Origin of the sequence: Nannocystis punicea, assembly GCF_026965555.1 — a bacterium.
GTDB lineage: Bacteria > Myxococcota_A > Polyangia > Nannocystales > Nannocystaceae > Nannocystis > Nannocystis punicea.
Genome location: NZ_CP114040.1, coordinates 8,281,015 through 8,294,773, shown reverse-complemented (window position 1 = coordinate 8,294,773; position 13,759 = coordinate 8,281,015). Strand labels below are relative to the sequence as shown.

The 13,759-nt window shown below is 72.0% G+C and carries 12 protein-coding genes; 7 read left to right on the top strand and 5 right to left on the bottom strand.

Going from position 1 to position 13,759, the window contains the following annotated elements:
• Nucleotides 1–521: 521 nt before the first annotated feature.
• Nucleotides 522–1,157, top strand: coding sequence for a hypothetical protein (locus tag O0S08_RS31875; RefSeq protein WP_269033138.1), 636 nt, complete (start codon nt 522–524; stop codon nt 1,155–1,157).
• Between the two features lie 161 nt (nt 1,158–1,318).
• On the opposite strand, the gene O0S08_RS31870 is transcribed toward O0S08_RS31875, so the two are convergent.
• The 3 genes from O0S08_RS31870 to O0S08_RS31860 form a co-directional block, all read right to left on the bottom strand.
• On the bottom strand, nt 1,319–1,918 hold the full coding sequence (locus O0S08_RS31870) for a hypothetical protein (RefSeq protein ID WP_269033137.1): 600 nt from the start codon (nt 1,916–1,918) through the stop codon (nt 1,319–1,321).
• Nucleotides 1,919–2,168: 250 nt separating this feature from the next.
• Nucleotides 2,169–2,546 (bottom strand): response regulator, encoded by a 378-nt coding sequence (locus O0S08_RS31865; protein WP_269033136.1) that lies wholly within the window; start codon nt 2,544–2,546, stop codon nt 2,169–2,171.
• Nucleotides 2,543–2,776 carry a hypothetical protein gene (locus tag O0S08_RS31860; protein ID WP_269033135.1) on the bottom strand — a complete coding sequence of 78 codons (234 nt, stop codon included), beginning with the start codon at nt 2,774–2,776 and terminating at the stop codon, nt 2,543–2,545. Before O0S08_RS31860 ends, O0S08_RS31865 begins: the two co-directional genes overlap by 4 nt.
• Nucleotides 2,777–3,776: 1,000 nt before the next feature.
• On the opposite strand from O0S08_RS31860, the gene O0S08_RS31855 reads away from it, so the two are divergent.
• Both O0S08_RS31855 and O0S08_RS31850 read left to right on the top strand, forming a co-directional pair.
• Nucleotides 3,777–4,298, top strand: a complete 522-nt coding sequence (locus O0S08_RS31855; RefSeq protein WP_269033134.1) for a hypothetical protein — start codon at nt 3,777–3,779, stop codon at nt 4,296–4,298.
• Between the two features lie 905 nt (nt 4,299–5,203).
• On the top strand, nt 5,204–6,328 hold the full coding sequence (locus O0S08_RS31850; RefSeq protein WP_269033133.1) for a hypothetical protein: 1,125 nt from the start codon (nt 5,204–5,206) through the stop codon (nt 6,326–6,328).
• Between the two features lie 280 nt (nt 6,329–6,608).
• Here O0S08_RS31850 and O0S08_RS31845 read toward each other — a convergent pair whose 3' ends face one another.
• Nucleotides 6,609–6,983, bottom strand: a complete 375-nt coding sequence (locus O0S08_RS31845) for a hypothetical protein (RefSeq protein WP_269033132.1) — start codon at nt 6,981–6,983, stop codon at nt 6,609–6,611.
• Nucleotides 6,984–7,496: 513 nt separating this feature from the next.
• Between O0S08_RS31845 and O0S08_RS31840 the strand changes: the two genes are divergently transcribed.
• Nucleotides 7,497–9,527: a VWA domain-containing protein gene (locus O0S08_RS31840; protein WP_269033131.1), complete on the top strand. Its 2,031-nt coding sequence runs from the start codon at nt 7,497–7,499 to the stop codon at nt 9,525–9,527.
• Nucleotides 9,528–9,585: 58 nt separating this feature from the next.
• Here O0S08_RS31840 and O0S08_RS31835 read toward each other — a convergent pair whose 3' ends face one another.
• Nucleotides 9,586–10,395, bottom strand: a complete 810-nt coding sequence (locus O0S08_RS31835; protein WP_269033130.1) for a peptidylprolyl isomerase — start codon at nt 10,393–10,395, stop codon at nt 9,586–9,588.
• 269 nt (nt 10,396–10,664) lie between these two features.
• On the opposite strand from O0S08_RS31835, the gene O0S08_RS31830 reads away from it, so the two are divergent.
• From O0S08_RS31830 to O0S08_RS31820, 3 genes are all read left to right on the top strand, one after another.
• Nucleotides 10,665–11,033 carry a hypothetical protein gene (locus O0S08_RS31830; RefSeq protein WP_269033129.1) on the top strand — a complete coding sequence of 123 codons (369 nt, stop codon included), beginning with the start codon at nt 10,665–10,667 and terminating at the stop codon, nt 11,031–11,033.
• A gap of 157 nt (nt 11,034–11,190) precedes the next feature.
• On the top strand, nt 11,191–12,429 hold the full coding sequence (locus O0S08_RS31825; RefSeq protein ID WP_269033128.1) for an MFS transporter: 1,239 nt from the start codon (nt 11,191–11,193) through the stop codon (nt 12,427–12,429).
• Nucleotides 12,398–13,705, top strand: a complete 1,308-nt coding sequence (locus O0S08_RS31820) for a glycosyltransferase (RefSeq protein ID WP_269033127.1) — start codon at nt 12,398–12,400, stop codon at nt 13,703–13,705. Before O0S08_RS31825 ends, O0S08_RS31820 begins: the two co-directional genes overlap by 32 nt.
• Nucleotides 13,706–13,759 lie beyond the last annotated feature (54 nt).

The following is a 13,759-nucleotide window of genomic DNA, read 5'->3' as shown; positions in this document are numbered from 1 at the left end:
CGCATGGCGTCTGCGCGGTGTTCGTCGCTGTTCGGTCTACCGCGTCGTGACGAGCCCGGCCGCGAGTCGCTACCAGGCGTCTCGGCGATTCGAGGAGGAGCGTCCGGACCGGCATCCGGTCGTCCTGCAAGAGAAAGTGTGGTACCCGTCTGCGGGCGGTGTCCATGCGTCTCCTCGGGAATATCGCGCTCCAGTTGCTCGTGTTCTCGATGATCGCTTGCAAAGAGGCCGCTTCGACGTCGCCTCCTCCCACGTCGGCAAGATCGGTGCCTCCATCCCCGGGACCACCTGCTCTCCCCGAGACAAGCCCGACGGGCGAGCCGGTCGCCGCGCATTCGACGTGCTCACCTACGGGTACCTGGCGGGTCGCGCTCAGGCCGTCGCGGCTGTTCTGCGAGGAGATGCAAGAGGAGTCGTTCGACCTCGCGCTCGGCTTCGTCTCCAGAGATTCCCGTACGACCCTCGCGGGTGCTGGTACACCCATTGGTCCTGCCGGCGAGCTCGGGAGACTATTATCGGGCATGCACGTCTCGATGCTCTCGGTACCTCAAGGCGTCTGCATGGTCCGGTTGCTTCTGCCTGGAGGGCCGAGCAGCCGCTCCGCGCGGGGCGAAATGTTGCTGTACATCAACGGGAGTACGCTCTTCGGCTTCGGCGCGCGCTGGGATCATGGACGATTCTGTGACGACAGTTTCGTGCTTCGAGGCGAGCAGACGGCGACCGAGCCGCAAGCATGGGCCAGCCTGGGCCCATCGGTGCCCCCGAAATTTCCCCCGCCTCCTCGCCCCGCCGGCCAGGAAAAGGTGACAGCAGTCGCCAACATCACGGCGAGCTCCCTGCTCGGCAACAAGTCAGCGCAAAATGCTCGGACTCCTCTGAAAGGCTCGATCGTCGACTATGTCGCCGCCGTCGTCGGGGAGCGCCGAGACGTCAAGATCGACGAGGTCGCGTGCAGCGGGCCGAGCGCTCCCGTCGGCGACTGCGTCGCAGTCGTGGGCGACCCCTGCGACCACGAGCCCGTGGTCCCGGAATGCGAAGCGATGCTCCTGACCGTCGTGGTCGATCTCGCGCGAGGCCGCCTCGATCGTGCGGAGGTGAATGGATACCCGGTCGAGACCCATGATGATGTCGCCAGATGGGAGCGGATTGCGCCGTAACATCGGACCCGGCGCCCTTGGGCTGAATTGGCCGCCCGCGAGAGTTTCTCGGACTTTAGCGCGGGCAGACGGCCATCATCGCCTCGATGCTCGGGATCCACCTCGACGAATGACGGCAGTCGCCGTCATCGTATTGCGGGGGGCGGGACGAGGAGGGCTGCTCACGGGCAGCGCGGATCGCCCTGCTGAACCATCTCGATCTGCTCGGGCGTGATCGGCAGCGGATCGCAGCCGTGGCCCTCCTCGCACAGGCGGTCCCACTGCGGGGCGGCCTTGGCGTGGCAGTCGAAGCAGTTGCCGCCGAAGGCGTTGACGACGTCGGTCGTGCCGCGGGCCATGATCGTCGTGCCGTTCGCCGCGGTCTCGAGCGAGAAGAACTCCCAGTCGGAGTTGTCCGGCGCGAAGCCCGGGGCGCGCTTGACCATGGCCTCGTTGGGGATCAGCTGGATCACCGTGCCGACGGGATAGACGCCGCCCTCGGGGTTCTCGGCCACTGCCATGGCCTCGTCGAGGTGGCCGAGCAGGTTGGTGATGCGAAACTTGCGGACCTTGTTCCACTCGAGGATGCACGTGAAGTCCTCGGGCTGCATGTCGAGGTCCTCGGCGCCGCCGGTCGTCGTCGTCGTCGGGCCCGTCGTCGGTTCGCCGGTGGTGCTGGCGCCGGTGGTGGCGGGTTCGGTGGTGGCGGGGTCGGTGGTGCCGTGGTCGGTGGCGTGTTCGGTGGTGGCCGCGGGACCGGTGCTGCCGGTGGAATCGCCCACCGAATCACCGCAGGCGGCGAGAACGAGGGCGAAAACGAGAGAGCGACGCGAATGCATGGGCCCGGATGGTGGCCGCTCGCGCCGAGGGCTGCGAGGTCCGCGATCGCGGATCAGCAGCGGTCATGAGCGCGTGATCGGCAATTTCGCACTCGCAGGCCCGACCCGGCAGGATGAAGGGCCCTTCAGGACCGGGGCGCCGCGCCGCTCCAATCGTAGGAGCGCGGCTCGACGACGGGGACGGGACGTCGGCTCAATCGGCGGCGGGCGATTCGGTGAATCGCGCGACCAGGCGGAGCAGGTCGTCGAGGTCGATCGGCTTGGCCAGATGGGTGGTCACGCCCATGCTCGCGGCCTTATGCTGGATCCGCCCGTCGCCGGACATCGCCACCACGGGGATCCGCGCGAGCGTCGGGTCGTGAATGAGCGCGTCGTGGAAGGTCCAGCCGTCCATGCCCGGCATCATGAGGTCGAGCAGGATGACGTCCGGCGCGGCGCCGTCGCGCAGCTGCTGCAGCGCCTCGGCGCCGTCGGCGGCGACGCGGACGCGGTAGCCCTTGTCGGCGAGGATCATCTCCATGACCTCGCGGATCGATTCGTCGTCGTCGACGACGAGGATGTCGCCGGTCATGCGGCCTCCGGAGCGGGGCCGGCGAGCGGGAGCCGCACGGTGAACGCAGCGCCGGCCCCGGGCTCTCGGCGCCCCAGGGGGTCGGCGGCCGACAGCTCGAGCGGCGCGAGCCCGGCTCCCTCGACCAGCGCGAAGGCGCCGGCGGGATCGATGGTGAGGACCACCATCGGCGTGTCCGCGAGCAGGGTCTGGATCGCGGCGTCGAGGACCGCTCCGACTGGACGCTCCACGGCTCCAAGCCTGCCGCGCGGGCCGTGGGGCGCCACCGCGGAGGTTCGGCGCTGCCGACACCGCTGCCGGATTGCCGTCTCCCCGCCGCGGTGCGGCTGCGATCGACGAAATGCGCATCAAGCGCGAGGTCGCGGGCGCGGCGCTGGCTCGAGCTGCAGCGAGCCGAGCCCGCCGGATCTCCGGGATGGTCCTCGAGACATGGCGAAAAGGACAGGCAGCCACGCCGGCGTGGCGCGCGGGGAGAGTGCCGCCGAGTCTCCGGCCGGCGTCGGCCGCCGAGCACGACGGCGGACCTCGCGGCGTGAGACCGGCGCACCCCGATGTCGCGAGGCCTGAATCGGTACATCCGAGATGACTCGCGGGGTGACGCATTCGCCGCAGTCGATGCGCCTCTCGTCGCGCTCGATGCAATCGTAGGGATGCGATCCTTCGTCGGGCTCGGCGAAGGGGGCGCAGGGATTCGCCGGGCTCCGTGCCATCGCGCCGAGGCGGGCGCCGGAGGGAGATTGCTCGATCGATGTGGCAGCCGGGGTGATATGTGGGGTATGAGGACATGTCGGCGGCGATCCATCGTCGGTTTCGGCGAGGGTCGGCCCGTGAATGCGCGGGGCCCACCGTGCGGGACGCCGCGGACGCCACGCAATCTCAATGATAGTACATGCTTGCGAACGAGGGGGCGGGGCGTCGCCGTCGCTGCGGCGAACCCTCGCGCTATGAACAATGTGGCGCGCGGCGGGCGGCGGCGAGATTTCGTCGGGTTCGCCGGCGATCGGCGGGCGACGCCGACGACGCCGGAGGCCCCCGCAGTCGGGCAAAATTCCCCCGTAGCGGGCTCCGAGGGCCTCCTGCGGGCGAATCGGCCGAATCGTCGCCGGCGGCGAGATGCGATTCGCCACAATTCCGGATTGCGTTGGTTTCGGGCTGGCGAATATTCCGAGTTGTCGCCGCCGGAGAGAGAGCCGGCGGCGCTTCGAAGAGAGAGAAGAAAGGAAACTCCCCATGTTGCGCAAGATCCTCATGTTGTGCCCCGCCGTGGCCTTCGCCCTGCCGATCCTCGCGGCCGCCCCGTCGATGGCCCGTCCCCTCGCAATCCCGGCCCACCCGGCCGAGTGGTGCTGGGGTGGTGACCAGTTCGAGTGCGGCCTCGACCAGCAGGACGTGCTGCTCGCGGTCTGCGTCCAGACCCAGATCTTCGTCCAGACGGGCAGCAATCGCGCCTACGATTGCGACACCCTGACCGGCCCCACCTGTCTCGCCAGCTGCGACAACACGGCCGACGACACCGCCACCTGCCGCAGCCAGTGCGACGGCGAGGGCGCCATGTTCTGCGCGCCCTCGGAGAAGGCCCGCTGGGGCGACTGGGGCCCCGGCATCGGCCCGTGGGGCGGCTGGGGTCAGGGCATCGGCCCGTGGGGCGGCTGGGGTCAGGGCATCGGCGACCGCGATGACAGCGACCTCGACGACGATGCCATCTTCATCGACACGCAGACCTGCCTCGAGCTCAACGTGAACGAAGTCTGAGGCTCTTGACCCGAGGAGCGCAGCCTCGTCCGGCGCGCCGGCGAGGTCGCACTCGGGAGCGCGAATCATCGCGGAGCGGCGATCCACCGCTGTCACCGCGACGGGCCCCCGCGCCGGCAAACGGCGCGGGGGCACGGACCGACGGATCGAGCGGTCGTCCCCGCGGCCTGTCGCCCTGGCCATCTTGGGAGGGTGCGCCAGGGCGCAGGCCGCGGAGACGTTCGTTCGGCGCCGCTCGGACGGTGTGCTCTCGGCCCGCGTGTCGGCGCTGAGCGAAGGAGGTCCGCCGAGTCGCGGGGGCCGGCGCATGAGCCATGCGCCGGAGCCCGCGTGTCGGCATTTCGTCGAGATCGCGGACAGCGAATGCTGCGATGAACTCGGGGCGACCTTGAAGGACTCACCCCGCCGGACCGCGCGCGAGCTCGTGCGAGCATTCGACTCAGGAGCGCCTCGCGGCGAGCTGCGCGTCCGCTGCAGAGCTCGGAGAGCGGCCGATCGGAGCCGAAGGATCGAGGGCGACGATCGTCCTTGCCGCGACCGACGGTGCGCGCGTCGCAGGCCGTTCATTCGTAGGACTCGATCACGCCCGCCGACGGCGCTTTAAAAAAGGTTTCGGGCGCTGCGAGTGGCGGAGCCGTCGCGGCTGCGTGGTGGCATCATTGGGCCGGGGCCGGAGAATGGAGATCGGCGGAACGTGACAACCTCGTCATGCGCCGAGGCGACGAGGGCCGGCCGCCGAGTCGTGCGAAATCGCTCGGCTCTACGCACAGACCCGGCGCTGTGAGCTTGGCTGGGGCTCGGGCGCGAAACGCCGTCGAGCGGGCCTTTGCGGTCGCGTCGGGCGACGGCCGCGGGAGAAGTGCGCTCGACATCCGGCGTGACTCCTGGATATGGTGCGGGGGACCATGCGCCACTTCTCTACTGCTTGCATCTGCACCGCGCTGCTCGCCGCCTGCGGCGAGACCGACGAGAGTCGGGACACGCAACAGACCTCGATCTCGTCGATCGGGACGCTCCCGCAGATCACGGCGACGGTCCCGGATACCACGGGGGAGACGACGGAGCAGGGCGGCACGGGGACCCTGGGCGGGAGCGAGACCTCCGAGGGCTCGACGGCCAACCCGACCGGCGGCGGGGCGTCGGAGGGGGTCAAGTTCGACGTCGGCGAGGACACCGGGCCGATCGATCCGATGCCCGAGACCGGCGAGCCGGAGGGCGGCTGTCAGAAGATCGACTTCCTGTTCGTGGTCGACAACTCGGGCTCGATGGCGGAGGAGCAGGAGGCGCTGGCGGTCAGCTTCGACGGCTTCATCTCGTCGATCCAGAACACGGTGATGGCGGAGGACTATCACATCATGGTGATCGACACCGACGCCGGCAACGCGTTCTTGCAGGAGTGCCTGGTCCTGTGCACGTTCTTCCCCGAGTGCGAGGGCTACCCGTGCACCATGCTGCCGCAGCCCGAGGGCTGTGACGCGACGCTGGGCGTGGGCCTCACCAAGGACCCGAGCGACAGCGAGTGCGGGGTGGTCGGCGGCAACCGCTACATGATCGACGGCCAGCCGAACCTCGCCAGCACCTTCGAGTGTCTGGCCAAGGTCGGGACCAACGGCGACGGCAGCGAGCGGCCGATGGAGGCGATGGTCTCGTCGGTCGGGACGCTCAACAAGGTCGGCGCGTGCAACGACGGCTTCCTGCGCAAGGACGCGCTCCTGGTCGTCACCTTCATCACCGACGAGGAGGACGACGAGGAGTCGAACGGCAACCCGGTCGGCTGGAACGCGGCGCTGGTGGCGGCCAAGTACGGGCTCGAGAAGAACATCGTCGTCCTCGGCCTCATCGGCGACCCCGACCAGCCCAATCCCGTGTGCACCGGCCAGGCCGAGGCCTCGCCGCGCCTGCGCCAGTTCGCGGAGTCGTTCACGTACGGCAGCTGGGGCTCGATCTGCTCGCCCGACTACGCGCCGTTCTTCGACGCGGCGGTCAGCGTCATCGACACCGCCTGCTCGACGTTCGAGCCGCCGGGCTGAGTTCGCGGAGGTCCTCCGCGGTCCCGCGATTGGGGGTACCACGTGCTCGCATTGTCGGGACCGGCGCCGGGCACGGTGTGGTCGGCGCTGTCCTGCGCGAGCACCTGCAGCCGACCGGGCTCGGCTTGTTCGCCTGGTTCGATGCAGGTTCTCGGGAGCTCGCGGCGTCGGCGGCGGGCGAGGCGGCCCGTGCGGCCGACGGCCCTTGGGGATGTTGCGTGGCGGCCTGGAGCGGGGCGCGGACGCGTGCGAGCCGGAGCCGCCGTCATCGCCGCGGCGGTCAGCGGAGCCGCTGGCCGCGGTCTTCGGGCGTGTAGCTGGCGGTCCGGATGGCGACGTTGCGGCCCGCCCCGCGCGGCGGTTCGCCGAGGCAGTCGAGGTGCGCGGCCGACGAGGTCGCGGGCGCTGCGTCGGGAGCATCGCACCACCGCGCGATGCGGGTGCGCGAGTGGGTGGCGGGGTCGCGTCGGTGGTCGAGCGCCGCGACGGCGACGCGCTTGCTGTTGGCCAGCGACTCCTTGCTGGCAGCCAGCGCGCGGCTCGCCTCGGCGATGTTGAGGATGGTGCCGTAGAGGGCGAAGAACAGGGCGAGGGTGGCGAAGAGGGCGCCGCTCGAGAATCCGCGGACGCTGGGACGAGGGGACCGGAACGACATGACGGCTGATTCCTTCGGGGCGTGGCGAGAGCTCCGGACGGCCTGCTCCGGGCGGGGGGAGGGACGGCCTCCGGCAGAGGAGGCCAGGACTTCTGAGGGTAGTCGGCCGCCCGAGGCTGTCAGCTAAAAGTTGCATCAACGTGGCCGACCGGACCCGGCCGTCGCGGATGGCCGTCGCGGGCCGGCGCAGGCGGCGGAGCGGGCGCCTCGCCGCGGCTGCGGGAAGGGTGCATGAGGCCGTAGCGAGCGAGTCTCCGCGCGGCGCGTGGGCTTCAACCAGACTGCACGAAGTCGATCGATGGTGATTGGGAGACGATCGCTCGTGAGAATGCGAGCACCCCCTGGCATCATTCAGCGGCGCGGCGAATCCAGGGCGGGCGGTGAGCGACTTTGGTGCCTGCCACACAGGTCGGGCACCGTCGCCGTGTATGCCATCCTCGCCCGTACGCGTGGAGGGCACGAGCGTGGCTCGTGTAGACCGCCGTCGGTCGCCCGGCGTAGGTTGGCTCGAGCATGCAGTTCGCGCTTCGCTGGTTCGTCGCGGCGGTCCTCGTCGCGGGTCTCGGGGCGGTGAGCGAGGCCGCGGCGGGCGATACCCTGCACGGCACCCGCGGCGCCCGGCTGCGCGAGCGCGAGCACGTCATCGAGCTGCGGTTCGCCCCCGGCTACGCCACCGCGACCGTGCGGCGGACGGTGTACAACCCGGCCGCGCGCGCCGACGAGGTCGTCTATGGGCTGTCGCTGCCGGACCGCGCAGTGGCCACGGGTCTTCGCCTGCGCGAGCGCGACGGGCGGTCGTGGCTCAGGGGCACGGCGCTCGCGGTCGACGAGGCGAGAGGGCGCCATCAGCGGGCCACGGGCTTCGACCCGCAGCAGCGCCGCGAGCCCGGCGACGCCGCGCTGCTCGCGTGGGTCGGGCCCGGTTCGCTGTCGCTGCAGGTGTTCCCCGTCGCGGCCGGGCGCGAGCGGACCGTCGAGACCACGCTCGAGCTGCCGGCGACCTGGGAGGATGGCCGCTGGGTGATCGCGTTCGACGAGACCGGCCTCGACGGAGCGCCGGCCGAGCTGATCGTGCACGCGAGCGGGCGCGCCGATCGATTGCGGGTCGACGGCGAGTTCGTCCGCTCGGGGCACCGTCTGGCGCTCGACGGGCCTCACGAGGTCGCGCTGGTGCCCGCGGCTCGGCCTGCGGTCGAGCTGGAGCTGGCCGCGATCGCGGCGAGCAGCGAACAGGCGTTCGTCCACTGGCGCGTCACTGTGGCCGGTCCGTTGCTGCGGATCCCCCACTGCGTGCACGTGGTCGTCGCGCTCGACGCGTCGCGATCGCTGGGGGCCGGCGTCGACGAGGCCCAGCGGCGGGCCGCGCGGGCCTACCTCGAGCATCTCCGGGCGCCGGGGCTCGCGGCCCGCGTCGCGGTCTTGCGGTTCGATCGGCGAGTGCGGCGGTGGAGCGACGGCTGGGTGTCCGTCGAACGGGCGCTCGAGCTCCTGGCCGAAGCGACGCCGTCGCTCGCCAACGGCAGCGACGTGGGGCTCGCGTTGCGCGAGGCGCGGGCGTTGTTCGCGGAGGCGCCCGCCGATGCGCCGCGTCGAGTGTTGCTCTTGACGGACTTCATGACCGCGTCGTCGCGCTCGCCGGCGACGCACGCGGTCGCGGCCGCCGAGACCGGCGCGATCGTCCACCTGGCGGCGGTGGCCGACGACGAGCCGGCGCTGCGGCGCGACGACGGACACGCGTGGGCCGCGGTCGCGGCGGGCACGGGCGGGGTGGTGTGGCAGGCAGCGGCGGGCGAGGGCGAGCCGGAGAGCGCGGCGGCGTTGTTCGAGGAGTGGGCGCGGCCGGTGCGGATCGACGCGCTGCAGATCGATCTCGAGGATGCCTCTGTGTCCGTGCCCGCGTCGCTGGCGGAGGGCGAGGGCGTCGAGGAGCAGCGGCTGCTCGCGCGGCCGGTCGAGCGGATCGCCGTCCGTGGGCGGACGTGGAACCTGCCGTTCGTCCACGAGGCGCGTCGCAGCGGTCCGCTGTCGCGGCGCTGGGCCGCGCTGGCGTTCGCGACCGACGCAGTCGCGGGGCTCGACGAGGCCGCGGCGCAGCGGCTCGCGCGGCGCGGCGGCGCGGTGACGCCGTGGACCAGCCACGTGCTGGCCGCGACGACGGCCGGGCCGTCGCGCGAGGGCTTCGTGCGCGAGCCGGTGCGCCCGGACCGGCGCGTGGGCAAGGGGGGCGGCGGCGGGACCGGCTCCGGTCGCGGTCGTCGCCACGGGGCCGGCTTCCGCGGCCGGCTCGATCGTCCGACATGGCTCGAAGGCCAGGTCGCGTTTCGCTGGCTCGGCTGCGGCGGCGTGGGGCGCGGCGTCGAGGTCGAGCTGGAGACGACCTACGACGAGGTGGTCGACCTCGAGGTGCGCGCGTCGGCCCCGGCCGGGGCCGTCGCCTGCCTGCGCGAGGCGATCTGGGCGCTGTCGCTGCCGACCGGCGACTTCGTCGACCCGCGGGCCCGCTGGACCGTGGCGGTGCCGCCGGCCGGACCGGCGCGCCGGTGAGCCGGGCTTTTATTGTGCTCGAAGGGACATGCTCTCGGGAACATGTCCCTGCGGACATTCACTCGCAGGCGGCCGAGTTGACGATCACGTCGGTGACGGGCACGTCGTCGTAGCCGTTCTCGCTGGTGGTCGGGACCGCGGTGATGGCGGCGAGGACGTCGAAGCCCTCGACCAGCACCCCGAAGGCCGCGTAGCCGCCGTCGAGGAAGTCCTGCGGGCCGTCGCAGAGGAAGAACTGCGAGGTGGCGCTGTCGGGGTCCATGGTGCGGGCCATCGAGATCGCGCCGTCGACGTGTTTCAGCGCGGGGCTGATCTCGAGCGGGATCGGCGGGTCGGTCGGCTTCTCCGCCAGGTCGGGCGTGAAGCCGCCGCCCTGGATGACGAAGCCGTCGATCACGCGGTGGAAGATGGTGCCGTCGTAGAAGCCGGACTCGACATAGTGGATGAAGTTGGCGGTGGTGATCGGGGCGTTGACCGCGTCGAGCTGGACGACCATGTCGCCCATGGTCGTGGACAGACGGATCCGCGGCGCGTCGCCCTCGCAGCTGCCGGGCATCACGCCGGTGGTGGTGTCGGCGGTCGTGCCGGCGGTGGTGTCGGCCGTCGTCGGGCCCTCGGTGGTCGGCGCGGTGGTGGCCGTCGTGGTGGTGCTCGAGGTCGGCGCGTCGGTGGTGGCCGTGCCGGGGTCGGTCGAGCTCTCGCCGTCGGTGGTGTCCGGCGCGGTGGTGGTCCCGGGCGCGGTGGTGGTCGCGTCGGTGGTGGCCATCGTCGCGGTGACGTCGGCGGTGGTCTTCTCGCCGCCGTTGCAGCCGGGCAGGAGGGCGAGGAGGAGGAGGGGCGAGGCGAGGAGCGGCGCGCGGGAAGCCATGGCCGCCACGATGCCCGCCGCGGGGCCGGGGCACAAGCTCGGCGCGCCGGCGCGAGCGTCGCGGGCGGGGCGAGGTCGCGGGGCCGGAGGAGTGAATCGCGCGAGGCATGGGGCATGAATCGCGGGGCCGGGTCGAGACCGACGAATGAGGCGACGCGGCGCACAGTCGAGACGCGGCGACGTCCGGGCGCGGCGAGGCGTTGCGACGTGGATCGCATCGGGCGGGCGACGCGCTCGCGGGGCCCGGGTGCGGTGCTACGTTCGCGGGTATGTCCTACGCGGTACGTGCATTCCCGTTGCGCCGTCCGGTCGGCGAATTGATGGAGTTCGTGGCGGCCCTCCGGGGGCACCGTCGCGCCGAGGCCGAGGCGGCGTATCAGCGTTACGGGGTGCTCCTCGACACGTGGCACATTCAGCACACCCCGTTCGGGCCGTGGGTCCTGGTGGTCACGCGCGTCGAGGATTGCGCGAAGGTCGAGGAGTACGCTGCGAGTTCGGACGAATTCGAGGTATGGTTCAAATCGACGGTCCACGCGCTGTCGGGCACCGATCCGAACAAGGCGCCGTTCGGCCCGCCGACGACCGAGGTCTTCACGTGGACGGGCGTGACGATCGTGGGCAGCGAGGCGGAGAAATAGCGACAGGGCGGCGGCCCTGGGGCTCGCGCGCATCCGGAGACTCCGCCGGCGCCCGACCCTGTTCCGGTGATGTTCGCCGGGGTCCCCGCGCCGACGCGGGCGATCTCGCCCCGGCTCGCGTCGGCGCCGGCGTCGTGCGAGATTGGTCGCACGGCGAATGCGAGGGCCCGACCGCGCCAGCTCGAGTGTCGCCGCGGCGCCGGGGCTGCCCTGGCGCGACCCGCGATTCGTCGGGTTCTTCGCGGCCGCGAGCCTGGGACCTGTCGCCTCGATGGCGCTGCGCTTCGTGCCGGGTCACCTCGAGGGCGCGGGCCACTCGCCGGCGACCATCGGCGAGGTGATGGCGGCGTCGACCCTGGGCGGGATGCTGGCGCTGCCGCTGGCGGGCTGGCTGGCGCAGCACCGCCTGCGGGCGATGCTGATCGGCGGGGCGCTGGTGCAGGCGCTCGGACTGGCGTGCGCCGGGGCGGCGGCGGACAGCGTCGGCGGCCTGGCGGCCAGCGTGGCGCTGATGAGCCTCGGCACTGCGCACCTCGACGTCGGGGTGGTGGCGGCGGTGGTGTCGTCGGTGCCCGCGGGGCGCAGGCCGCAGGTGCTGGCGTATTACTTCGCGTTCGTCAGCCTGTCGCGCAACGTGATCGGCTCGGCGCTGGCGGAGGGGCTGCTGGGGCGCTGGAGCTTCGCGGCGATGTGCCAGGCGCTCGCGGGCCTGGCGGTGCTGCACGCGATCGTGCGGGTCGTCGCGCGCGCGCCGGCGCCGGCGGCCGAGGAGGTCGCGCCGTCGAGCCGCGAGTTCGTGCACGACTTCGTGCGGCCGCGGGTGCTGGTGCTGCTGGGGGTGTTCACGCTGCTGTCGATCCACTTCGTCGCCCAGGAGTCGTTCATCACCGCGCTCTCGACCCGGCGCGCGCTCGGCAGCGTGACGCCGCTGTTCACCGCCTACTTCGCGGTGATCGCCCTCGGTCGCGCGGCGGCGGGTCACCTCGTCGATCGCCTCGGTCGCGGGCCGGTGGTGGTGGCCAGCGCGTTGCTGCTGGTCGGCGTGGGCGCGGGGCTGGCGGAGGTCCGCACGCAGGCGGGGATGATCGCGCTCGGGATCGCCACGGGGCTCGGCCACTTGCTGTTGTGGCCGGCGCTGTACTCGACCTTCTACGACAAGGTCCGCGGCCGCGGGATGGTCAGCGCGGCCCTCGGCGCGGCGCTGGCGGTGGCCGGCTTCGTCGCCGAGCTCGGCCTCGGCGCGGTCGCGTCGCTGGCCGGTTACGCGGCGCTCTACTGGACCGCCGCCGGCTGTGCGGCGCTCGCAGCGGTGCTGGCGCTGCCGCTGTCGCGCTGGATGTCGCCGACGAACGAAGGAGCGGGTGATGGCGCGGATCCTGATCCACACGCTGCGTGAACACGGGCACGTGCTGCCGACGCTGAAGCTGGCGCGCGCATTGAAGGCGGCCGGGCATCACGTCGAGTACCTGCTGACGCCGTGGTGGCGCGGCTTCTGCGAGGCGCAGGGGGTCGGGTTCCGGCCTTACCTCGAGGACATCTTTCCGGCGGAGACGGAGGCCGCGTGGGCGCGGATGGATCAGGCGACGCGTGAGGCCGACGCGGAGCGCCGCCGCGACGCGCGGGTGGCCTGGTTGCTGGCCGGGGGCCTCGATGCGGTGTACCGCAGGGCGGCGCCGGACCTGCTCCTCGCCGACGCGTACGACGTGTCGATCCCGATCGTGGCCCGCCGGCTCGAGCTCCGCGCGGCCTTGCTGTCGCCGTCGTGCTTCCAGGGGCGCGAGCCGGGGGTGCCGCCGCTGTCGAGCGCGGTGCAGTGGGGGACCGATCCGGCAGCGCGGGCGGCCGCGGAGGCCTCGTGGGAGCAGCTCGCGGAGCGGCGCGCGCAGGCGATGGGCGACTGGTATCTGCGCTATGTGGAGGCGTTGTTGCGGGTGTATGAATTCCCGCGCGAGGAGTTCTCGTGGGAGGGGGCGATCGCGCCGGACTTCCCGCGGCTGCCGCAATTGATCCTGTGCCCGCGGGCGTTCGAATTCCCGCGGGCGATGCCGCCGCGGTGCCATGACGATGTCGCCAGCGTGACGCTCGTCGAGACGTCGGTGGCGCCGGAGCTGGCGGAGTTCTTGACGCGGCGGCCGCTGGTGTACTGCGCGCTCGGGTCGCAGGGGCTGTGGCGGCCGCAGCACCACGAGCTGCTGGCGCGGGTGTCGACATTGGCGGCGCGGCGGCCCGAGCTGGCGTTCGTGATCGCGTGCGACGCTCATTCGGTCGGGCGCCTCGCCGCGGGCGCGCCGAGCAACGCGAAGGTGGTGGCGTGGGCGCCGCAACACGCGGTGCTGCGAGCGGCGTCGGCGATGATCTCGGTCGGCGGGATGGGGACGATCAAGGAGTGCCTGTCGCACGCGGTGCCGCTGGTGCTGGCGCCGCAATTCAACCCGTACGACGCGCAGGGCAACGCGGCGCGGGTGGTCCATCACGGCCTCGGCGAGCTGCTGACGCCGGCGACGCTGCTGGACGGGCTCGAGGCGGCGGTCGATCGCGCGCTCGCGGGGACGTACGCGGAGGGGCTGCGGAGGATGCAAGGAGCGTTGCGGGCGGTGGAGGCCGGGGACCGCGGGGTGATGCTGGTCGAGCGACTGTTGCGCGGCGAATCGTCGCTCGCAGAGGGTGCGTGAGGACGATCGAGGTCGGCGTCGAGGCGACACGAATGCACGTGTCGGCAGAGGTCG

What these genes read in the sequence shown, in the direction of transcription:
- O0S08_RS31875 (WP_269033138.1), top strand. Translation starts at nt 522, where the DNA reads ATGCACGTCTCGATGCTCTCGGTACCTCAAGGCGTCTGCATGGTCCGG.
- O0S08_RS31865 (WP_269033136.1), bottom strand. Translation starts at nt 2,546, where the DNA reads ATGACCGGCGACATCCTCGTCGTCGACGACGACGAATCGATCCGCGAG.
- O0S08_RS31855 (WP_269033134.1), top strand. Translation starts at nt 3,777, where the DNA reads ATGTTGCGCAAGATCCTCATGTTGTGCCCCGCCGTGGCCTTCGCCCTG.
- O0S08_RS31850 (WP_269033133.1), top strand. Translation starts at nt 5,204, where the DNA reads ATGCGCCACTTCTCTACTGCTTGCATCTGCACCGCGCTGCTCGCCGCC.
- O0S08_RS31845 (WP_269033132.1), bottom strand. Translation starts at nt 6,983, where the DNA reads ATGTCGTTCCGGTCCCCTCGTCCCAGCGTCCGCGGATTCTCGAGCGGC.
- O0S08_RS31840 (WP_269033131.1), top strand. Translation starts at nt 7,497, where the DNA reads ATGCAGTTCGCGCTTCGCTGGTTCGTCGCGGCGGTCCTCGTCGCGGGT.
- O0S08_RS31835 (WP_269033130.1), bottom strand. Translation starts at nt 10,395, where the DNA reads ATGGCTTCCCGCGCGCCGCTCCTCGCCTCGCCCCTCCTCCTCCTCGCC.
- O0S08_RS31830 (WP_269033129.1), top strand. Translation starts at nt 10,665, where the DNA reads ATGTCCTACGCGGTACGTGCATTCCCGTTGCGCCGTCCGGTCGGCGAA.
- O0S08_RS31825 (WP_269033128.1), top strand. Translation starts at nt 11,191, where the DNA reads ATGCGAGGGCCCGACCGCGCCAGCTCGAGTGTCGCCGCGGCGCCGGGG.
- O0S08_RS31820 (WP_269033127.1), top strand. Translation starts at nt 12,398, where the DNA reads ATGGCGCGGATCCTGATCCACACGCTGCGTGAACACGGGCACGTGCTG.